A 20,196-nucleotide genomic window follows, 5' to 3' on the forward strand; every position below is an offset into this window, starting at 1 on the left:
ATTGGGAAGACCAAGGTTATTTCGCTGAATAACCATACCGGGAAGACTGCGTAGGCTGGTTGTTGCTGGGGTGGGGTGTATATCCGTTATTTGGGTGATGGCGGAGATGGGTTCCGCTCTTACAGCGGGTCACTTTTGGAAAAGAGCCCCAAAAGTAACCAAAAGGGCTCTTGCCCCACCACTCGGCACCTCGCCTAGGCTCGGTGTGCCCTCTCTCCGGTACTACTCCGCGGGCCGCCGCGACGGGGCGTCCCTGCCCCGTCGCGGCTAAACCGGCGTCCTGCCGGTTTACCCGCTCCGTACCACCTGCGTTCGGCCAGCGTGGTTTAACGGGGCGCCTAAGATCAAGATCAAAAGCAGATCAACAGCACAGCGGCCTACAGGCCGGCTTGAGTGGTGTGAAGCAAAGGCAAAATCAAAATCTAAAGCGAGCACGGTCAAATGTGGGAGCTGGCTTGCCTGCGATAGCATCGCCTCGGTGTACCTGAGAGACCGAGTTGCCTGCATCGCAGGCAAGCCAGCTCCCACAGAAAAGCAGAGCTGCATCAGTTTCAGATTTGGCTTTCGCTTTTGATCTGGCTTCTACCACTCAAGCCGGCCTGTAGGCCGCTGTGCTCTTGCTTTTGATCTTGATCTGGCTCTGACTGCCCCAATAAGCCCGAGGCCGAACGCAGGGATTGAGGAGCGGGTAAACCGGCAGGACGCCGGTTTAGCCGCGACGGGGCAGGGACGCCCCGTCGCGGCGGCCCGCGGAGCAATGCCGGAGTGAGGGAACACCGAGCCTGGGCGAGGTGCCGACAGGCGGGGCAGAGCCCTTTGCTTACTTTGGGGCTTTTCCAAAGTGAGTCGCTGTAAGAGCGAAACCATAGGCAGCCGTTACCAAAGAAACGGATATGTACACCAAAAAATCAGCCCCGACTCCTGAGCCACTGCATAAACCCTTTCTTCACAGGCACCACAGGCGCCTCCTGCGTCAAACTCTGAGCCGCATGCAACCGGAAATCCAACAAACTCTTCATCGCCTCACTGATGTCATGCCGAGCATCCAGACAAGGCTTCAGATACTCCTTCTCAATCCGGTACAACGTACAAAACGTCTTCGCCGAAAAGTCCGCAGGCACGCCCTGCTCCGAGAGAATCCCCGCCTCGCCAATGACCTCCCCCGGCCCCATCCGCCCGGCTTCAAACTTGTGCCCGGCCTTGGTCAACATCACCGAAATCACCCCCGATTCGATGATAAACAGATGATCACTCACCTCCCCGGCCGGCAAAATCATCTCCCCGGCGCGGAAGGTTTGCAGCGTCATGTTCTGGCTGAACGTCTCCTTCTCCTCCTGACGCAACGTCGAGAAAATCGAAGAACTCTCCAACAACGCCCGCGCCCGCGAAACCGCCACCGGCGTATTACTCTCGGCAGCCGACAACAAACTCACCCCCGCCGCCTGCAAATGCCGGAACGCCAAATCATAAAGCTGATTACGCACCTCACGCTTGAGCGTCATCGCCGGCACAAACCCGCTGATCTCATATTCGACGCCACCACTGGCCGACGTCTTGAATGCGACGCTGGGCGCCGGCTTGGCCAACAACGGCCGGCACCCCTGCATCGCCCGCTCCAGCGCATCCAGCACGGTTTGCGGCCGCGCATGCGGGCTGACTTGCAGGCTGACCGACAGCCCAAACATATCCGCCGGGCGTGAAAAGTTGATGATCTTGGCCTTGGCCGCCAACGAATTGGGCACCACCGCCAGACTGCCCTGGGAGGTTTGCAATTGGGTGGCACGCCAGTCGATATCAATCACCCGGCCTTCAGTGCCGTCGATGGAGATCCAGTCATCCAGTTGGTAGGGCTTGGTAGTGTTGAGGACGATCCCGGAAAACACGTCGCTCAAGGTGCTTTGCAACGCCAGGCCGACGATGATTGCCACCGCGCCGGAAGTGGCCAGCACGCCCTTGACCGGCAGGTCGAGCACGTAGGCCATGGCCGCGATGATCGCGATCAGGAAGATCACCGCCCCCACCAGGTCCTGCAGCAACCGCCCGGTGTGCCCGACCCGCTGCATCATCACCGCGCCGAGCAATACCGTGAGGGTGCGCGCCGCAAACAACCACCAGCCAATCTGGAACGCCGTGGCCGCGAGGTGCAGCGCCACGTTGTCGCCATACGGCGCGACCTGCATCGGGTTCATGCCTTCGTTGAACAACACGGCGCTGAACACGGCGAAGATCACCACGCGCGCCACCAGCTTCCAGTTGCCGAAATTGGCAGAGATCAGGCGCCACACGGCGATGTCGATCAGCACCAGCGCCAGCGCACAGAACATCGGGTGATCGGAGATAAATGAGGGCATCCAGGCGACTCCAGGGCGAATGCCATGAAGATCGCATGAAATGCCTCTGGAGGGTATAGCGCCCTAGCGCTGCATCTGCCCGAATTGCCCGGACTGATAGTCGGCAAACGCCTGGTGGATTTCCTGCTCGGTGTTCATCACGAACGGACCGTGGCCGACGATGGGTTCGTCGATCGGTTCGCCGCTGAGCAGCAACACCATGGCGTCGTCGCTGGCCTCCAGGCGCAGTTGCGTGCCATCGCGTTCAAACAACGCCAACTGGCCTTCCCGCGCCACTTCGGTTGCGTTGATCCGCACCGTGCCACGCAATACCACCAACGCGGTGTTGCGCCCGGCATGCAGGTCCAGCGTCACCGAACGGCCGGCGTTGAGGCGCATGTCCCACACGTCGATAGCCGTGAAGGTACGGGCCGGGCCCTTGACCCCGTCGAACTCGCCGGCGATCAAGCGCAGGCTGCCGGCGTTGTCGGCCAGGGGCAGCGTCGGGATATCGCTGTCGAGGATCGTCTGGTAACCGGCGTCGGCCATTTTGTCCTTGGCCGGCAGGTTGACCCACAACTGGACCATTTCCAGGGCGCCGCCGCTGCGGGCGAAGGCCTCGGAGTGAAATTCCTCGTGAATGATGCCCTTCGCCGCCGTCATCCATTGCACATCGCCCGGGCCAATGGTGCCGCCGGCGCCGGTGGAATCGCGGTGCTCGACTTCGCCCTTGTAGACGATGGTCACGGTTTCAAAGCCGCGATGAGGGTGCTGGCCCACGCCACGGCGTTGTTCGGTCGGGGTGAATGCCGCAGGACCGGCGTGATCCAGCAACAGGAACGGGCTGATCTGCTTGCCCATGGTGTCGTAGGAAAACAGCGTGCGAACCGGGAAGCCGTCGCCAACCCAGTGCCCGCGTGGGCTGGTGTAGAGGCCGATGATCTTTTTCATATGTGTCTCCAGTAATGAATACACCTTAAATCCGTTATCAATCCGGCGCTAGAGGGCAAAATCGGCCTTGATCGTCCCACCCATGGAACGCTCACGCGGGGCTGGATTATTTTATATTTCGACCATAATATGGCGCTAAATATTACGTGCGTAATTTTTACCTTCTCCACACGTACACCCGCCCCACGGAGCCCGCCATGAACCCTCTTCCCCTGCGTCTTCTCACGCACCTTGCCCTGTTGGCGATACTCGCCGGCTGCAACAACAAGGCCGACCCCGTCGCCGAGGCGCCCCTGCCCCGCCCCGTTTTGGCCGCCAAGGTTGAAGCCGCCGGCAGCCAGCAAAGCGCCTACACCGGCGTGGTGGCCGCCCGTACTGAAAGCGATCTGGGGTTTCGCGTCAGCGGCAAGGTGATCGAGCGCAAGGTGGATCCCGGCCAGCATGTCAGCCGTGGCGACACCTTGCTGGTGCTGGACATCGGCGACTTCGAACTGGCCCTGCGCTCGGCGAAGAACCGCGTCAATGCGGCCCAGGCCCAACTGCGCCAACGCCGGGACGATGAATCCCGCTACCAGCGCCTGGCCAATACCGGCGCGGTGTCGCGGCAGATTTTCGACCAGTCCGCCACCAACCTGCGGGTGGCCGAAGCCGAGCTGGCCTCGGCGCAGTCCGACGCCAGCCAGATCGAAAACCGCCGCACCTACTCGGTGCTCAGGGCCGACAGCGACGGCATCATCACCGACGTGCGGGTGGACCGCGGCCAAGTGGTCGCCGAGGGGCAAGTGGTGGCGCGCCTGGCCCACGACGGCGCCCGGGAAGCCATCGTCAACCTGCCGGAAAACCAGCGCGACCAGGCTTCGCAAAGAGCCCTGGCGTTTCCCTTCGGCGCCCCCGAACAGGCGGTGACCGCCACGTTGCGTGAACTGTCCGCCAGCGCTGATCCGACCACCCGCACCTACCGCGCCCGTTATGTATTGCATGGCCCAGTCGACCGCTTCGCCCTGGGTTCGACCATAACCGTGCGACTGCAGGGTGACGGCCAGGCGCAGCAAACCCGCGTGCCCATCGGCGCCCTGCAGGATGCCGGCAAGGGCACGGGGGTATGGGTGATCGGCAGCGATGACAAAGTCAGCTTTGCCCCGGTGAACGTCGCCCGCCTCGGCCAGGAAGACGCCCTGCTCGACAGCGGCGTGAGCCCGGGCCAGGTGGTGGTCGCCCTCGGCGCACACCTGCTGCACAGCGGCGACGCGGTACGCCTGTTGCCGGCCCAGGCATTGGCCCTCAACCGTCAGCAGGAACACTGATAATGCGCGGTATCAACCTCTCCGAACTGGCGGTCAAGCATCGCGCGGTCACGCTGTTCCTGATCATCGCGATCCTCGCCGCCGGGGTCTTTGCCTTTGGCAAGCTGGGCCGCGCCGAAGACCCTTCGTTCACCGTCAAGGTCATGACCATCACCGCCGCCTGGCCCGGCGCCACAGCCCGGGAGATGCAGGAACAAGTCGCCGACCGCCTGGAAAAACGCCTGCAAGAGCTGGACTACTACGACCGCGTCGAGACCATCGCCCAGCCGGGTTTTGTGTCGATGCGCATGACGTACCTGGAGTCCACCCGCCCCAGCGAGATCCAGGACCTGTTCTACCAGACCCGCAAAAAACTCAGCGACGAAGCCGCGAAGTTGCCCAAGGGCGTGATCGGGCCATTTTTCAACGATGAATACTCCGACGTGTACTTCTCCCTGTACGCGCTGGAGGCCGAACACCTGCCCCACCGGCAACTGGTGCAAATGGCCGAGGACATGCGCCAGGGCCTGCTCAACCTGCCGGGCGTAAAGAAGGTGAACATCCTCGGCGAACAGGCGCAGCGCATCTTCGTCGAGTTCTCCTATGAACGCCTGGCCACCCTGGGCATCAAGCCCGAGCAGATTTTCGCCGCCCTCGCCGCCCAGAACGCCGTGGCGCCTTCAGGCTTTGTCGAAACCGCTGGCGCCCGGGCGTATATCCGTATCGACGGGGCGTTCGACAGCCTGGCGCTGATCGAAAACGTGCCGCTGGAAGCCAATGGCAAACTGCTGCGCATCGCTGATGTCGCCACCGTCAGCCGCGGTTATGAAGACCCGCCCAGCTACCGCATCCGCCATCAGGGCGACCCCTCCCTGATGCTCGGGGTGATCATGGAGAAGCACTGGAACGGCCTGGAACTGGACAAGGCCCTCAAGGCCCAGGAGGCGAAAATCCAGGCCGACCTGCCGTTGGGAGTCAACTTCGCAAAGGTCTCCGACCAGGCGAAAAACATCAGCCTGGCGGTCAACGAGTTCATGCTGAAGTTCTTCGTCGCCCTCGCCGTGGTGATGGTCATCAGCCTGCTGGCGCTGGGGTTCCGGGTCGGGCTGGTGGTCGCCGCGGCCGTGCCGCTGACCTTGTCGATCGTGTTTGTGATCATGCTGATGACCGGCCGCGAATTCGACCGGGTGACCCTGGGCGCGCTGATCATTTCCCTGGGCCTGCTGGTGGACGACGCGATCATTGCGATCGAGATGATGGTGGTCAAACTCGAGGAAGGTTTTGACCGGATTCACGCGGCCACTTTCGCCTGGAGCTCCACCGCCGCACCGATGCTCACCGGCACGCTGGTGACGATTATCGGCTTTCTGCCCGTGGGTTTTGCCCGCTCGGGTGCCGGGGAATACGCGGGGAATATTTTCTGGATTGTCGGCTTTGCGCTGATCGCGTCGTGGCTGGTGGCGGTGGTGTTCACCCCGTACCTGGGGGTCAAGCTGCTGCCGCAGATCAAGCCGGTTGCCGGCGGCCACGATGCGATTTATGCCGGCCGTTATTACCAGAAACTGCGCCGCCTGGTGGACGCCTGTGTGCGCAACCGCTGGTGGGTGACCGGGCTGGTGGTGTCCGCCTTTGTGTTGTGTGGCCTGGGCATGGGCGTGGTGAAGAAGCAGTTCTTCCCCAACTCCGACCGGTCCGAGCTGATCCTTGAGGTGTATATGCCGCCGGGCAGCGCCTTCAAAAGCACCGAGGCGGTGGCGGCGCAGGTCGAAAAAGCGCTGATGGAGGAACCGCAGACCGTGATGGTCGACACCTACGTCGGCGGCGGTGCGCCACGGTTTTTCCTGTCGCTGAACCCGGAGTTGCCCGACCCGGCTTTCGCCAAGCTGATCGTGCAGACCGCCGACGCCCATGCCCGGGACGCGCTGAAAAAGCGCATGGGTGAACGCATCGCCGCGGGTGAGTTTCCGTCGGCACGGGTGCGGGTTACCCAATTGGTGTTCGGCCCGCCCGTGCCCTTTCCGGTGGTGTTTCGCGTGTCCGGTCCCGACCTGAACGTGCTGCGCGGCCTGTCTGAAGACGTGCGCCAGGTAGTCGCCGCCAACAAACTCACCCGCGACAGCTTCCTCGACTGGGGCGAGCGTGCCAGCAGTTATCGGCTGGTGCTGGACCAGGACCGTCTGCGCCTGCTGGGCTTTACCCCCGACGGGGTAAAATCCCAGCTCAATGCGCTGCTCAGCGGCAACCCGATCACCGAAGTGCGCGAAGGCAATCGCACCGTGTCAGTGGTCGCCCGCTCCCAGGGCAGCCAACGCGAAGACCTCGGCAACCTGGACAACATGACCCTGACCAACAGCGCCGGCGTGTCGGTGCCACTGGCCCAGGTCGGGCATTTCCAGGCGGTGATGGAAGAGCCGATCCTCAAGCGCCGCAACCGGGCGCTGACCGTGGAAGTGCGTGCCGATATTGTCGACGGCACCCAGCCGCCAGACGTGGAAATGGCGGTGTACAAGGACCTGCAGCCACTGATCGCCAAGCTGCCGGCCGGTTATCAAATCGTCATCGGCGGCCCGGTGGAAGAAAGCGCCAAGGCCAACGTCGCGCTGGCGGCGCTGTTCCCGATCATGATCCTGCTGACATTGACCGTGATCATGTTCCAGGTGCGTTCGTTCGGGGTGATGTTCATGGTGTTCGCCACCGCGCCGCTGGGGCTGATCGGAGCGGTGCCGACGTTGCTGCTGTTCAACCAGCCGTTCGGGTTCAACGCGATATTGGGGCTGATCGGGATTGGCGGGATCTTGATGCGCAACACGCTGATCTTTACCGACCAGATTCGCCAGAACCAGGACCATGGCATGGTGATTCGCGAGGCGATCATCGAGGCCACGGTGCGCCGGGCACGCCCGGTGATCCTGACCGCGCTGGCGGCGGCATTGGCGTTTATTCCGCTGACACTGTCAGTGTTCTGGTCGTCGCTGGCGTATGTGCTGATTGGCGGGGTGTTGGTGGGGACGGTGTTGACGTTGCTGTTCTTGCCGGCGTTGTGCAGCTTGGTGTTGGGGCGGGAGAAGACGCGGGAAGTGGTGACCGCAAGCTGATCCAACCAACACCACAGGACAGTGTGGGAGCTGGCTTGCCTGCGATGGCGGTGTATCAGTCAAAGAATTCATGACTGACAATCCGCTATCGCAGGCAAGCCAGCTCCCACATTTTGATCTGCTTCCACAGACGATCAGTGATGGTTTCGGATCAGCGCTTTGACAGCTCCATAATCATCCGGCTCAGCAGGTAAATCCGCGGCGCCACGCTCTCCACCTCGGCATATTCCTCTGGCGTATGGATATTGCCCCCGACAATCCCGAACCCGTCCAGGGTCGGCGTGCCCACGCCAGCCGACAAGCTGGCATCCGCCGCCCCGCCGCTGCCTTCAATGGTCAACGTGCGACCCAACTCGCCATAAATCCCCTGGGCAATCGCGACCAGCTTGTCCGACTCCGGCGTCTGCGGCATCGGCGGCAGGCCGCGGTGCAGGCTGGTGGTCACTTCAGTCTCGGGGATCAGCTTGTTGGCCGAGACCCGCGCCAGGTCTTTCTCGATCCGGTCAAACTCTTCCGGCAATGCGGCCCGTACGTCAGCCTTGGCAGTGGCCTGGTCCGGGATCACGTTGACCCGGTCGCCCGAATTGATCACGGTGAAGTTGATGGTGGTTTTCTTCTCCGCATCCCCCAGCTTGCCCAGTTGCAGGATCTGGTGCGCCGCTTCCATCGCCGCATTGCGCCCCAACTCCGGCGCCACACCCGCGTGGGCGGCCTTGCCCTTGACTTCAACCACGGCGGTGGCGCTGCCTTTGCGCCACACCACCAGGCCGTCCGCCGGGCGACCCGGTTCCAGGTTGAGGGTCACGTCGTGGCCCTTGGCGGTGTTGCGGATCAGCTCGGAGGCGCCGTCGGTGCCGGTTTCTTCGCTGGCATCCAGCAGGAAGGTAATTTGCGCGTAGTCCTTGAAGCCTTGGTTTTTCAGGACTTTCAAGGCATAGATGCCGGCGACGATGCCGCCCTTGTCATCCATCACGCCCGGGCCATAGGCACGGCCGTCCTTGATGTGGAACGGCCGGGCGGCGGCCGAGCCTTCCTTGAACACGGTGTCCATGTGGGCCATCAGCAGGATCTTGGCCTTGCCGGTGCCTTTAAGGGTGGCGATGACATGGCTGTTATGGGCGGCCGCATCGGGCACCAGCTGGATACTGAACCCCAGTTGTTTGAGCTCGTCGACCGCGATGTCACGCACTTGGGTCAGGCCCGGCTCGTAGCCGGAGCCCGAATCGATATTCACCAGGCGCTCCAGGAGTTTCAAGGCGTCGGCCTTGTACTGCTCGGAATCGGCCTGGATCTGTTTGTGGGGTTCGGCGCTGAAGGCCGGCATGGCGAACGACAGCGCCAGGGTGGCAGCCAGTAAGGTGCGGGGGAAGTTGAAGAGCATGAACCGATCCTTGTTTTTGTTGGAAGGTAGCGCTCCACCCTACCTGACAATAAACAATTTGTTGATCCTCAGATCGACCTCAACCAACTTCCCTGCACCGAACTGACCCGGTTGCGCCCGCTGCTCTTGGCTTCGTACAGCGCCTGGTCGGCATCGTTCAGCCAACTGGTGGCGTCACCGTGTGCCGGCCGGTACGGCGCCAGGCCGATACTCAGGCTGGCGCGCAAGGTCGGGTCCTGGGCGTAGGCCAGTGAGTTGAAGCGGTCACGCAGGGCGTCCATCACTTCGGTGGCGCGGTTCAGGGGCATGTCCGGCAGGATCACGCAGAATTCGTCGCCGCCATAACGCCCGGCCAGGTCAGTGGCCCGCAGGTTCTGGCGCAGGACTTTGCTCAACTGGCGCAGCACGATATCGCCGGTGACGTGGCCGTAGGTGTCGTTGATGGTCTTGAAGTGATCGATGTCGATCAGCGCGATGGCAGCGCCCTGCTGGTCGCGGCGGCAGCGCTGGAACTCGATTTCCAGGTGGTCTTTCCAGGCACCGTGGTTGAGCAGGCCGGACAGGCTGTCGGTGCGGCTCAGGGCCAGCAACTCGCGTTTGTGCCGCGCCAGGGTGATCGCTTGCCGGTAGCAGATCCAGCCCAGGGCCAGGGGATACAGCATCAGGATCGGCAGGCAGGCGTAGAGCTGCACTTCGCTGGTGAGGGCCGTCACCGCCGGGGTGAACACCAGCATCGACGCGCCGATCCCCAGCGCCTGGGCCACCCAGCCGGCGAACATGAAGCGCGGGCCGCCGATGGCGACGTTGTTCATGGTCATCATCGACAAGGTGGTCACGCTGGGCAGCGGGTTGAACTGCATGGCGCCCACCCAGAACCCGCCGCAGAACGAGTCGAACAGCAGGTTGCGGTGTTCCGAACGCAGGGAGTTCTGTGAGCGTCGCGACCATTGGTACGCCACATGCGGCCAGATAAAGGCGTTGGCAACCATCACCGCCCAGACCCAAGCGGGTTTATCCAGCGGATAGATGGCGGCGGCCACACAGATAAACCCGAGGGTCAATCCCAGGGCGCGCGACTTGTACAAGCGTATGGCGAGCGAAAGTCCCTTTCCTCCTGCGGCTGGCATGGTCTGGCTTGATCCTGGATGAATGCCCGAAGTCTATCAGGGCAACGGCAGATCGCCACTACCGCTCATAAGCTGGCCTTCAGCTGGAAAAGCCCCGGGCCAACATCAACGCAACCCCCAGCAGTAGCACCGCCGTGGCCCTTTGCAGCAACACCCGACGCTTGGGATTTTCCAGCACGTGCTTGATGCGCTGGCCGAAATAGCAATACAGGCAGCCGCTGGCAAATTGCAGCAACAGGAAGGTCAGGCCGAGGATGGCGATATCGGCGGCGGCGCTGCCCTGGCCGATAGCAGCGAACTGCGGGAATACCGCGCTGAACAGAATGATTGCCTTGGGATTGGACAGCCCGGTGAGCAGGCCCTTGCCGAACAGGCTGCGGGCATTTTCCGGGGTCGGGTCGTTGGTCTTGATCGTCACCCCGCTACTGGTCCATTGCTTGTAGGCCAGGTAAAGGATGTAGGCGACGCCCACCACCTGGATGATTCGGGTGATCAGCGGGTAGTCCTTGATCAGCTCGGAAAAACCCACGGCAAAGATCAGGATCGACACCAGGTAGGACACACTCGCCCCGAACTGCGCCGGCAGGGAGCGACGCAGGCCGTCCTTCAGGCCAAGGCTGAGCAATAACAGGGTCATGGGGCCGGGGCTGAACGCCAGGGTGGTGCACAACAGCAGGAAATACAAAAACGAAGACAGCGTCAGCGCGGTGACCATGGCGTGGGGTTTCACAGCAGGAAGTAAGGCGTGCAGTCTAGGGCGCACGCCGCGCCAGAGGCAGGTAAACTCCACGGATATATGCGCAGACTTTACCGGTAAAGTTGGCGGCAAACTTAAGGACAGTGTGATGCCCATTCCCGCGATTCACTTTCATGATCGGGCACCGAAAGTGCAGCAGATCGTCGATGCCCTGGCCCATGCGATTGAGCAAGGCGAGTTGGCGGCAGGCAGCAAACTGCCTTCGGTGCGTGAGTTGGGCGTACAACTGGGCGTCGGAAAATTTACCGTCAATGAAGCGCTGGATCGCCTGCGCGGGCGTCACCTGCTGACCTCCAGCCAGGGCCGCGGGCACTTCGTTGCGAGCAGCCTGGCGCAGCCGTCGTCCAGTAACTGGGTCGACTTGCTGCCCCAGGACTTGCTCAGCGTACTGCGCCGCCCCCTGGCCATGGCCCAGGGCGACCTGCGCCCCGGCGGCGGCCACCTGCCGGAAGACTGGCTGGACTCCGACGTATTGCGCCAGGCCATGCGCAGCGCAGTGCGCGCCCCCACCTTGCGCATCGCCGGGCTGGGCACTCCGGCGGGCCTGCTGCCATTGCGCCAGGCGTTGCAACAGAAACTGCACGGTGAGGGGTTGTCGGTGCCGGTGGAGCAGATCATCACCACGCCCAACACGGTGCAAGGCCTGGACATGCTCATGCGCTTGCTGGCACGGCCCGGGGACACGGTGTTGCTGGATGCGCCGTGTTATTTCAACTTCCACGCCAACCTGGCATTGCATGGGGTCAAGGTGTTGACCATCGCCCGGCGGCCTGACGGTTTTGATTTTGCGGCGCTTGAGCAATTGCTCGCCGAGCATCGTCCCAGCCTGTACCTGACCACCAGCGTGTTGCATAACCCGACCGGGCATTCGTTCAGTCCGAGCCAGGCGTTTCGCCTGTTGCAACTGACCAGGGAGTATCACTGCCATATCGTCGAGGATGATCTTTACGGGGACTTGCACCCTAACCCCCCGCCGCGTCTGGCGACGTTGGCGGGATTGGAGCAGGTGACGTACCTGTCGGGGTTTTCGAAGGTGCTGACGGCGAATGCGCGGGTCAGTTATGTGGTGGCGGCGCCGCAGTTGGCGGCGAACCTGACCAACATGAAGTTGATGAGTGGCGGGATAACGTCGGAGCTGTTCGAGCAGATTGTGTATCGGCTGCTGAGTGAGGGCGGGTATGCCAGGCATCGCAAGCGCATGGTTCAGCGGCTGCTTGAGGCCGGGGGGCGGGTTGAGCAGTGGCTGCGGCGTTGTGGGTGTGAGCTGCCGATGGGGTTTGAGGGCGGGATGTTCATCTGGGCGCGGTTGCCGGCCGGGGTGAATGGTGAGCGGCTGGCTGAAGCCGGCTTGAAGCGTGGGATGGTGTTGGCGCCGGGGGCGTTGTTCGGGTATGAGCCGGGGTTGCGGGATTTTATGCGGTTTAATGTGGCGCATTGCGACGAAGGGCGGGTTCAGGCGGAGTTTGAGGCGTTGCTGGGGGCGCCAACCCGAAGAGTTGGCGCCGGGGTTACGGATTAAGTGGAGGGTTGATCACCGTTCGCTGGAGATCACGCGCTGGCTGCAGATATGAGCCATGCTGACCGGGGTAGCGTCGCCACCCACGCCGACATCCGGGTACTCCTCGATGCGCAGGCGCCAGACGGCGAAGTTGTAGTTGGTCTCCCAGGTATTTTTGTAACCCGAATCGTAGGACACGTACCTGACGGTCGCCTCACCCGCGCAATTGCCCAGGTTGACCGTACCGGATGCCGCACCCGACACGCCGGTCACCGAACCGTAGTAAGGGATGTACACCGGCAGGTAGGTATTACGGTTGACGTGCTTGTCGAGTTGCAGATACGGGGTCAATCCCTGTAGCCGTTTACCGGTGCTGTCGGCCCAGGTCACGGCCCAGCTCAAGTCACGTGCCGCCTGGGTGGTCATGAACGGGTCGTAGTCATTGGCCGAAGCCGGGATCCGCACCACGTTGTCACCTTGCACACTGTGGCTCAACACCTCGGGTGTGGAGCCCAGCGACAGCTTGTAGCGCGCCGTAGCCTTCCAGCTTGCAGCCGGGTTAGGCCGCACCCGTACGTTCACCACGCCATTAACCGATGGCGATGGCCAGGTGATTTTCGCCTTGGGGTTGATCGGGATCCATTTGACGCCGTCAAAATACTCGGAAATCCACTGGCCCCGATCGCTCTCGTTCACACCGTCGAAATAGGCACTGACCTTCTGCCCGCGCAGGGCCTTGAAGGAGAAGTAGTCTTCATCGGTCGCCGTGTCGGAGTTACCCGTGACGTAGTTCAGGGTATCCGGCAGTTGATAAGCCGTTTCGAAACTGTCGTTAGGTTCGAAATCGTCAATCGTCATGTTGATGTCCACGCCGAAACTGAACGGCGAACCGTCAGCCGAATTGGCGTGCATGAACCAGTAGTAGTCGCCGGGTGGCAGGACGCCAGCCAGCACCTCGTTGGCATTGCCCGGGTTATCCGACGTGCCGAGAGACGTAATGTTGTTCTGGCCGTCGTCCTGGAACAGGGTCAGGGACATGTTGGTGGCAGCATTCTGCCCTACCAGCATCACAGTCGCCCGTGCCTTTTGCGGCACGTTGAAGTGGTAGCAGACATCGTTGCCGGTTTGCACACCGTCCAGGTTGTACATCTGATTGATGCCCAGCGTCTGGCACAGCGGCGTGAACGCCTGGGCCGCCGCGGCCTTGACATCTACCTTGGCGTTATCCGCCTGCACCGACTGGGCAACCACAACCCCACTCAACGCCTTGGCAGCCTGCGCCGGCTTTTTCACCTGCTGCGAGGCTTTGATTTTCTCCAGGAATGCGGCCGACGCCTTTTGCGACGTGACGTTGCCACCACTCTTGAGGGCTTGTTGCACGGCTTGCTGCAAGGGTTGCGGCGTCAAGTGTGCAGGATATTGTTCGGCCAGGGCGTAAGCCGAAACGAAGCAGGAGGCCGCGATGGCAGCTCCGAGCATAAACGCTTTTTTCGATTTCATTTTTTATCCATCCATAGTTAAAAAATTGAAGCTCAGGTGATCGGCGACATCCGGTCACCTGGAATGGAATGTAGGACATAACTGTATGCATGTACAGTATATTTTCTGAATGCAGGATAGATGCGCCAATTCCAACTAAGCTCAGCCCTAACAAAAACAACACCGAGCGCTCCCAATGACTCACCCCACCGAGGCCTTCCGCGCCACCTATCGCGCAAGCATCAACCTTCGCTACAACCCGTGGCTCCATGCAGGTTTCGTCTTCGGCTACGGCCTGCTCTGCGTCAGCCTGTTCTGGTCCAGCACCGACCAGATCCAACGGCTGGAATGGCTGGCCGTGCCCCTCACGCTGATTTTCTTCAACCTGTGCATCTACCTCGTCCACCGCCACCTGGGCCACCACAAACACGCCTTCGCCCGGCTGTTCTACGCCCGCCACACCGGTGACCACCACAGCTTCTTCACCCCCGGCCACATGACCTGCGACAGCCCGCGAGACTGGCGTGTCATCCTGTTCCCCGCCTGGCTGATCCTGCTCCACAGCCTGGTCATCACCCTCCCCGCCTGGTGGTTGCTCAAACACCTCAACCCCAACGTCGCCGGCCTGTTCGCCGGCTGCATGATCCTTGGTTACCTGCTCTACGAGTTTTTCCACGCCTGCGAACACCTGCACCCCGACCACCCCGTGGCCCGCTTGCCGTGGATCCGCCAGATGCACCGATTGCATGCCCTGCATCACCGTCGCGAACTGATGCAGGGGCGCAATTTCAATATCGTCCTGCCGCTGATGGACTACCTCTTCGGCACCCTGCATTGGGAACCGCGCACCACTGACCATCAGGAATCGTCATGAGTACTCGTCCAAGGAAGGTTCGTCATCTGGTCCTGCTGGTCCTGGTCGCCATCGTCGCCTTCCTGTTGCTGATGCCCACCAGGGTGCAACCGGTCAACTGGTCGCCGCCCAAGCCGCCGTCCATGAAGGTCGGGCCATACGCCGAAAACCAGCGCCTCAAGGCCGTGAAAAGAACCGGCGCCCAGGACATCGCCGGGCCGGAAGCGCTGTTGCTGGATGGCAAAGGTTTTCTCATCACCGGCCTGCATGACGGGCGCATCATCCGCACAGCCCCGGAAAGCCACGTCATCGAAGAGCTGGCCAACACCCACGGCCGCCCCCTGGGGCTGGCCCTGCACCCGGACGGGCGGCTGATCATTGCCGACGGCATCAAGGGCCTGCTCGCCCTCGACACCGGGCACAACCTCACCACTCTGACCACCAGCGCCGCCGGCCTGCCGTTTGGCTTTGCCGATGACGTCACCGTCGACGCCGCGGGGCGTTATGCATACTTCAGCGATGCGTCGAGCCGCTGGGGTTATGGCCAAGACGGGGAGGCCGTGATCGAGCACGGTGGCGACGGCCGCTTGCTGCGTTATGACTTCGGCAACGGCCACACCGAGGTGCTGCTGGACCAACTGCAGTTCGCCAATGGCGTGGCCCTGGGGCCGAACGAAGACTATGTGCTGGTCAACGAAACCGGCGCCTATCGCATCAGCCGCTACTGGCTCAAGGGCGATAAGGCCGGCGTCCACGACCTGTTTATCGACAACCTGCCGGGTCTGCCGGACAACCTCAGCTTCAATGGCCAGGACCGTTTCTGGGTCGCCCTGTATTCACCGCGCAACCCGTTGCTCGACGGTTTTGCCGGCTACCCGTTGATGCGCAAGATCATGGTGCGGGCGCTGATGGTGCTGCCCAAGCCCATCGAGCGTAAGGCCTTTGTGCTGGGGCTGGATGTGAACGGCAAGGTGATCGCCAACCTGCAGGATGGCAGCAGCGGTAACTACTCCCCCATCACCACGGCACGCGAGTATGGAGACTGGTTGTATTTGGGCTCGCTGAAGAATACGGGCATGGCACGCCTGCCGCTCAAACTGGCCTTGGGGCAATAGAGAAAGCAACTGACTCAGTATCCCGTCATCTCCAGATACCCCACCCCACCCTGAAATTTCACCGGCCCTTCCCAGTAAGGAATGCTCAGGTTCATCCAGGCTTCGGGATTGAGCGCTTGAGTAGTGATGTCCAGATGCTTGCCCGGGATTTTCAGCGACCATTGGGTGGGAATGCTGCGCCCATCAATTGTGGTGGTGGCCAGTGGTGTCAGCTGGATGTCCTGGTTGTGCAACGTCTGTGTTTGGCCCTGCTGGTCGATCCAGGTGCCGGTCAGGTACGACGGCCCGTCTTTCTGCCGCACCCGGAACAACATCAACTGCTCGCCGCTGTCCAGGTGCAGGGAGAACCAGTCCCAGCCGGTCTGGCTGGCGGTCAGGGGCTGGCTGCTCCATTCGCGGTCGAGCCAGGCGGTGCCTGTGACCTGGTAGGGTTTGCCGTCGATGGTCACGCGGCCATCGGCCTGGAAAAACGGCTGGCTGTAGTAGTACGACGCCTGGCCCTGGTCGGATTTGCGGCTGTAGCCGTTCTCGCCCTGGAGCACCAGCGGGCGGCTGGAGGTCAGGTGCAGGTCGTAGCTGAAATGCTCACCGGCAGCCGCCAGTTGCATGTCCGCCAGGGAGCTGGCGGCACCGGGGCGGGTGGCAAAATTCCAGTCGTCGATCCAGGCGTTGAACGGTTCGGCCTGGGCCCCCGCCTGCCCCACGCCGCCACGGGCATAGCGTTCGGCGGCGTAATGGCGGGTGGCCGAGGTAACGGCGGCGTGGCCCAGCCAGAGGGTCGAGTCGCGCCAGCCCGGTTGCGTCGGCCCGGCCTTGAGCGCGTTGCGAAACAGCGTCCATTGCACGCCATAGGCATTGCCCTCGGCGTCCTTGAGGTTGGCGGTGAGGTACCACCATTCGATGCGATAGCCATCATGGGGGCCGTGGTCCTCGGGGAAGCTGAAGACTTTGCCGGGTGCCACTTGGGCGAAGTCCGCAGCCTGGCTGCCCAGCCCGGCGAAGCTTTCTTCAGGTGCCGGCGGTTTATCGCAGGCAGCCAGCAGCAGGAACGTCGCCCACAGCAGGTACTTAATCTTCATTGGCAAAGGTCCTCAGCAAATCCGCCGGGCGACTGCGGTACAACTGCCACAACGGCCAGGCCGACGCCAGCAAGGTGGCCAACATCGCCAGCCCCAGGAGTTGCGCCAGTTGCCACGGAAAAATCTGCAACGGCAGGCGCCAGCCAAAGGCCTGGACATTGATCACCACGTCCAGGCACCAGGCCAGCAGCAAGCCCAATGGCAGCGCCAGCACCAGGGTCAGCACCGCCAGCAGCCAGGTCTGGCCGAGGTTGAGCAGCATCAATTGGCGTCGTGTCACGCCCAGCGCCCACAACGGCGCCAACTGGCCAAGCCGGCTTTGACTCTGGGTCAGCAGGCTGATGAACAACGCCACGCCGGCCACGCCCAGGGTCAGGCTGTTGAGAGCGGCGGTGGCGGCGAAGGTGCGTTCGAAGACCTGGCTCGACCAGCCCTTGAGTTGCTGCTGATCGACGATGCGGCTGTCTTCCAGGGCGAACCGGTCCTGCACTTCACGCACCAGGGTGGGCACGTTGCCCGGCAATACCCGCAGGTTGAAACGCGCCGGTGACAATCCCGGCCAGTGCTGCAACAGGTACCGCGAGTTCACCAGCAAGTGGCCCTTGGGGTTGCCATAGTCGGCGTAAATCCCCACCACCTTCGGCGACCATTGACCCTGGGGCGTAGGGATACGGATCACGTCGCCCAACCGCACCTTGAGCCGGCGCGCCATCTGCTCGCTGAGCATCAGGGTGTCGCCTTGCAACAACTGGCCCCAGGGATCCGCCGCCGCTTCGAGCAACGGCCAATGCTGGCGATAGGTTGAGTCGTCGACCACGCCGAACAGGTCTGCCGGCCAACCTTGCAACCGCACCGCGACCTGCCAGGTGGGCAGAACGGTCTGTACCAGAGGCTGTTGTACCAGCCAGGTGTGCAACTGCTCGGCCTGGGCCGGGTTTTGCGGGTTGAGGTACAGCTCGGCGGTCAGGCGCTGCTCCAGCCAGTTGTTGAAGGTCTGGCGAAAGCCCGAGGTCATCGAGCCCGCGCCGATATTGGCGGCCAACGCCAGCAGCAAGGCCATCAGCGCCAGGCTCAAGGCCGGCAACTGCTGGCGGCAATCGGCGAGAAACCATTGGCCCAGTACCGAGCGGCTGCGCCCCAATACGGCCTTGAGCACCCCATTGAGCACCACCGGCAAACCCAGCGCAGCGCCCAACAACAACGCAGCCATCAATACAAAACCGCTGGCCAGGCTATCGCCGAACACCAGCGCCAGCAGCGCGATCAATAAGGCAGCGCCCGCCACCCAGCCCTGGCGCCGCAGCCAGCGCCCATGGGCGTGGTGCCAGGCTTGGGCATTGGCCAGCGCCAATAACGGCAAGCGCGCCGCCCGCCACAGGCTGCTGGCCCCGGCGAGCAACGCGCCGAGCAAGCCCAGGCCCAGGCCGCTGAGCCACCACAGTGGGCTGAGGCTTAATTGGCCGGGCACCTCGGCGCCATACAGGCCGCGCAAGCTGGCGGCGACGTCGGGCAGTAACAGGCTGGCCAGCACGTACCCACTGGCCACGCCCATCAGGCCGCCGAGCACGGCCATGCCACCGAGTTCGACCGCCAGGCTGAGGATCAACATCCGCGCACTCACCCCGCACGCACGCAAGGTTCGCAGCAGGCCGCGCCGCTGCTCCAGGGCCAGGCCGATGGCGGCGTGCACGATAAACAACCCCACCACAAAGGACAAAAACCCCAGCGCGTCGAGGTTCAGGTGGAAGCTTTCGGTGAGGCGCGCGAGGTTGTTTTCCTCGGCCTGTTTGAGCTGGAGCTGCCCATTCAATTCAGCCGGCAAGGCGGGATGAGCGGCGGCAAAGGCCTTGTCCAGCAGCAATCGAGACAGGCGCTGGGGCATGTCCAGTAGTGGTTGGGCGAAGCCGATGTCGGTCAGTAGCAGTCCGGGCGCCATGTCCGGTTGAACGTACAGTGGCGGCAGCGCCAGCCCGGCGGACGTCTGCGGCTGTTCGCCCTCTTTCAGGCCCAGCGCCTGCAAGGTCTGCGGCGCGATCCAGGTGCGTCCTGGCGGGTTGAAGAACGCGACCATCTGCGCCCGGTCCAGAGTCTGCCCGGCCACCGCACCGCCGCCGGGCAACGACACCGGGTCGATGCCCATCACTTGCAGGCGCTGGTCTTCATGCCCCTTGAGCAGCACACGGCCCTGCACCACCGGCGACACCGGCCACCCGGCGCGGCGCAGTTCGGCAAACAGCGCCTGGGGGAAGCTGGCACCGTCCGGCGCGCTGAGGCTGGCCTGGGGTTCACCGCCGATCAGTTGGCTGGCCCGGGCGTAGCTGTCCCTCGCCTGACTGTTGAGGGCTTGCACACCGGTCAATAGCGCGGTGGCCAGCCACAGGCCGGTGAGCACGCTGAAGAACTGCACGGGGTGGCGGCGCCAATGGCTGAGCAGCGCGCGCAGTGTCCAGTAGAAGACGCGCACCTCAGCGGGCGTCCGCTGCGAGTACCCGACCACGGTGGAGCACCACTTGCTGGTCCAGGCGCGCGGCGATTCGTGGGCTGTGGGTGACCATCAACAGGCTGGTTGGGCTGTCCCGCAGCAGGTCCAGCAGCAGTTGCAGCACTTCGTCGCTGGTGGCTTCGTCGAGGTTGCCGGTGGGTTCGTCCGCCAGCAGCAAGCCGGGCCGCGATGCCAGGGCCCGCCCCACGGCCACCCGCTGCTGCTGGCCGCCGGACAGTTGTTCGGGATAACGCTTGAGCAAGTCCCCCAGGCCCAGGCGCTCCACCAATTGCGCTTGCCAGGCCGGATCGAAGCGCCCGGCCAGGCGCGCCTGGAACGCCAGGTTGTCTTCGACCCGCAGGCTGCCGATCAGGTTGAACTGCTGGAACACCAGGCCAATCTCGGTGCGGCGCCAGTGGGCCAGTTGCGCTTCGTTCATCTGGTCCAGGCGCTGATCGCCCACCTGGAGGCTGCCACGGTCTGCCCGGTCGAGCCCGGCCACCAGGTGCAGCAGCGTGCTTTTGCCACTGCCGGACTCGCCCATCAACGCCAGGCTGCTGCGCGCGCCCAGGTAAAGGTCGACACCCGCCAGCACGGCCAACGGCCCCTGCGGCGTGCCGTAGCTCTTGTATACCCCTTGTACCTGCAGCATCACCCTTCCCCACCGGTTCCTGGATTGAGGCCGAGAATAACGGTTGTCACATTTTTATGTCACAACCATGGGCAAAAGGAGCGCCCTATGACCCGCTGCAAATTTTTCACATTG

Annotated in this window: 14 protein-coding genes; 5 read left to right on the forward strand and 9 right to left on the reverse strand. The window is 62.9% G+C overall.

The features are described from left to right. Positions 1 to 908: 908 nt before the first annotated feature. On the reverse strand, positions 909 to 2,351 hold the full coding sequence (locus MUM_RS0124525) for a mechanosensitive ion channel domain-containing protein (RefSeq protein WP_010175172.1): 1,443 nt from the start codon (positions 2,349 to 2,351) through the stop codon (positions 909 to 911). Positions 2,352 to 2,414: 63 nt separating this feature from the next. Further along, positions 2,415 to 3,281 (reverse strand): pirin family protein, encoded by an 867-nt coding sequence (locus tag MUM_RS0124530; RefSeq protein ID WP_010175174.1) that lies wholly within the window; start codon positions 3,279 to 3,281, stop codon positions 2,415 to 2,417. A 197-nt stretch (positions 3,282 to 3,478) separates the two neighbouring features. On the opposite strand from MUM_RS0124530, the gene MUM_RS0124535 reads away from it, so the two are divergent. Both MUM_RS0124535 and MUM_RS0124540 read left to right on the forward strand, forming a co-directional pair. Then, positions 3,479 to 4,585, forward strand: coding sequence for an efflux RND transporter periplasmic adaptor subunit (locus MUM_RS0124535; RefSeq protein WP_010175176.1), 1,107 nt, complete (start codon positions 3,479 to 3,481; stop codon positions 4,583 to 4,585). Positions 4,586 to 4,587: 2 nt separating this feature from the next. Beyond that, on the forward strand, positions 4,588 to 7,659 hold the full coding sequence (locus MUM_RS0124540) for an efflux RND transporter permease subunit (protein ID WP_010175178.1): 3,072 nt from the start codon (positions 4,588 to 4,590) through the stop codon (positions 7,657 to 7,659). A gap of 151 nt (positions 7,660 to 7,810) precedes the next feature. Here MUM_RS0124540 and MUM_RS0124545 read toward each other — a convergent pair whose 3' ends face one another. From MUM_RS0124545 to MUM_RS0124555, 3 genes are all read right to left on the reverse strand, one after another. Beyond that, positions 7,811 to 9,040: a M20/M25/M40 family metallo-hydrolase gene (locus MUM_RS0124545; RefSeq protein ID WP_010175180.1), complete on the reverse strand. Its 1,230-nt coding sequence runs from the start codon at positions 9,038 to 9,040 to the stop codon at positions 7,811 to 7,813. 68 nt (positions 9,041 to 9,108) lie between these two features. Continuing rightward, the gene (locus MUM_RS0124550; protein WP_029616081.1) at positions 9,109 to 10,167 is read right to left on the reverse strand and encodes a diguanylate cyclase; all 1,059 of its coding nucleotides are present in this window, start codon (positions 10,165 to 10,167) and stop codon (positions 9,109 to 9,111) included. A gap of 79 nt (positions 10,168 to 10,246) precedes the next feature. Then, on the reverse strand, positions 10,247 to 10,882 hold the full coding sequence (locus MUM_RS0124555; RefSeq protein ID WP_010175184.1) for a LysE family translocator: 636 nt from the start codon (positions 10,880 to 10,882) through the stop codon (positions 10,247 to 10,249). A gap of 130 nt (positions 10,883 to 11,012) precedes the next feature. Here MUM_RS0124555 and MUM_RS0124560 point away from each other — a divergent pair, with 130 nt between their 5' ends. Further along, positions 11,013 to 12,443 carry an aminotransferase-like domain-containing protein gene (locus tag MUM_RS0124560; RefSeq protein WP_010175186.1) on the forward strand — a complete coding sequence of 477 codons (1,431 nt, stop codon included), beginning with the start codon at positions 11,013 to 11,015 and terminating at the stop codon, positions 12,441 to 12,443. 12 nt (positions 12,444 to 12,455) lie between these two features. Here the strand turns inward: MUM_RS0124560 and MUM_RS0124565 are convergent, their stop codons facing one another. After that, on the reverse strand, positions 12,456 to 13,922 hold the full coding sequence (locus MUM_RS0124565; protein ID WP_010175189.1) for a hypothetical protein: 1,467 nt from the start codon (positions 13,920 to 13,922) through the stop codon (positions 12,456 to 12,458). Between the two features lie 175 nt (positions 13,923 to 14,097). Between MUM_RS0124565 and MUM_RS0124570 the strand changes: the two genes are divergently transcribed. Both MUM_RS0124570 and MUM_RS0124575 read left to right on the forward strand, forming a co-directional pair. Continuing rightward, a complete protein-coding gene (locus MUM_RS0124570; protein WP_010175190.1) occupies positions 14,098 to 14,775 on the forward strand; it encodes a sterol desaturase family protein in 678 nt (225 codons plus the stop codon). Continuing rightward, positions 14,772 to 15,869, forward strand: a complete 1,098-nt coding sequence (locus MUM_RS0124575; protein WP_010175192.1) for an SMP-30/gluconolactonase/LRE family protein — start codon at positions 14,772 to 14,774, stop codon at positions 15,867 to 15,869. Before MUM_RS0124570 ends, MUM_RS0124575 begins: the two co-directional genes overlap by 4 nt. A 14-nt stretch (positions 15,870 to 15,883) precedes the next feature. Here the strand turns inward: MUM_RS0124575 and MUM_RS0124580 are convergent, their stop codons facing one another. The 3 genes from MUM_RS0124580 to MUM_RS0124590 are packed head-to-tail and all read right to left on the reverse strand — an operon-like array spanning position 15,884 to position 20,082. Continuing rightward, positions 15,884 to 16,948, reverse strand: coding sequence for a lipocalin-like domain-containing protein (locus MUM_RS0124580; RefSeq protein WP_010175194.1), 1,065 nt, complete (start codon positions 16,946 to 16,948; stop codon positions 15,884 to 15,886). Beyond that, positions 16,938 to 19,412: an ABC transporter permease gene (locus MUM_RS0124585; RefSeq protein WP_029616082.1), complete on the reverse strand. Its 2,475-nt coding sequence runs from the start codon at positions 19,410 to 19,412 to the stop codon at positions 16,938 to 16,940. Before MUM_RS0124585 ends, MUM_RS0124580 begins: the two co-directional genes overlap by 11 nt. Before the next feature lies 1 nt (position 19,413). Beyond that, positions 19,414 to 20,082: an ABC transporter ATP-binding protein gene (locus MUM_RS0124590; RefSeq protein WP_010175198.1), complete on the reverse strand. Its 669-nt coding sequence runs from the start codon at positions 20,080 to 20,082 to the stop codon at positions 19,414 to 19,416. Positions 20,083 to 20,196 lie beyond the last annotated feature (114 nt).

Origin of the sequence: Pseudomonas sp. PAMC 25886 (assembly GCF_000242655.1) — a bacterium.
GTDB lineage: Bacteria > Pseudomonadota > Gammaproteobacteria > Pseudomonadales > Pseudomonadaceae > Aquipseudomonas.

Bases quoted from the DNA above. Each gene is read 5' to 3' on its own strand.
- MUM_RS0124590 (WP_010175198.1), bottom strand. From the start codon at position 20,082: ATGCTGCAGGTACAAGGGGTATACAAGAGCTACGGCACGCCGCAGGGG.
- MUM_RS0124535 (WP_010175176.1), top strand. From the start codon at position 3,479: ATGAACCCTCTTCCCCTGCGTCTTCTCACGCACCTTGCCCTGTTGGCG.
- MUM_RS0124525 (WP_010175172.1), bottom strand. From the start codon at position 2,351: ATGCCCTCATTTATCTCCGATCACCCGATGTTCTGTGCGCTGGCGCTG.
- MUM_RS0124575 (WP_010175192.1), top strand. From the start codon at position 14,772: ATGAGTACTCGTCCAAGGAAGGTTCGTCATCTGGTCCTGCTGGTCCTG.
- MUM_RS0124540 (WP_010175178.1), top strand. From the start codon at position 4,588: ATGCGCGGTATCAACCTCTCCGAACTGGCGGTCAAGCATCGCGCGGTC.
- MUM_RS0124565 (WP_010175189.1), bottom strand. From the start codon at position 13,922: ATGAAATCGAAAAAAGCGTTTATGCTCGGAGCTGCCATCGCGGCCTCC.
- MUM_RS0124530 (WP_010175174.1), bottom strand. From the start codon at position 3,281: ATGAAAAAGATCATCGGCCTCTACACCAGCCCACGCGGGCACTGGGTT.
- MUM_RS0124570 (WP_010175190.1), top strand. From the start codon at position 14,098: ATGACTCACCCCACCGAGGCCTTCCGCGCCACCTATCGCGCAAGCATC.
- MUM_RS0124555 (WP_010175184.1), bottom strand. From the start codon at position 10,882: ATGGTCACCGCGCTGACGCTGTCTTCGTTTTTGTATTTCCTGCTGTTG.
- MUM_RS0124545 (WP_010175180.1), bottom strand. From the start codon at position 9,040: ATGCTCTTCAACTTCCCCCGCACCTTACTGGCTGCCACCCTGGCGCTG.
- MUM_RS0124580 (WP_010175194.1), bottom strand. From the start codon at position 16,948: ATGAAGATTAAGTACCTGCTGTGGGCGACGTTCCTGCTGCTGGCTGCC.
- MUM_RS0124560 (WP_010175186.1), top strand. From the start codon at position 11,013: ATGCCCATTCCCGCGATTCACTTTCATGATCGGGCACCGAAAGTGCAG.
- MUM_RS0124550 (WP_029616081.1), bottom strand. From the start codon at position 10,167: ATGCCAGCCGCAGGAGGAAAGGGACTTTCGCTCGCCATACGCTTGTAC.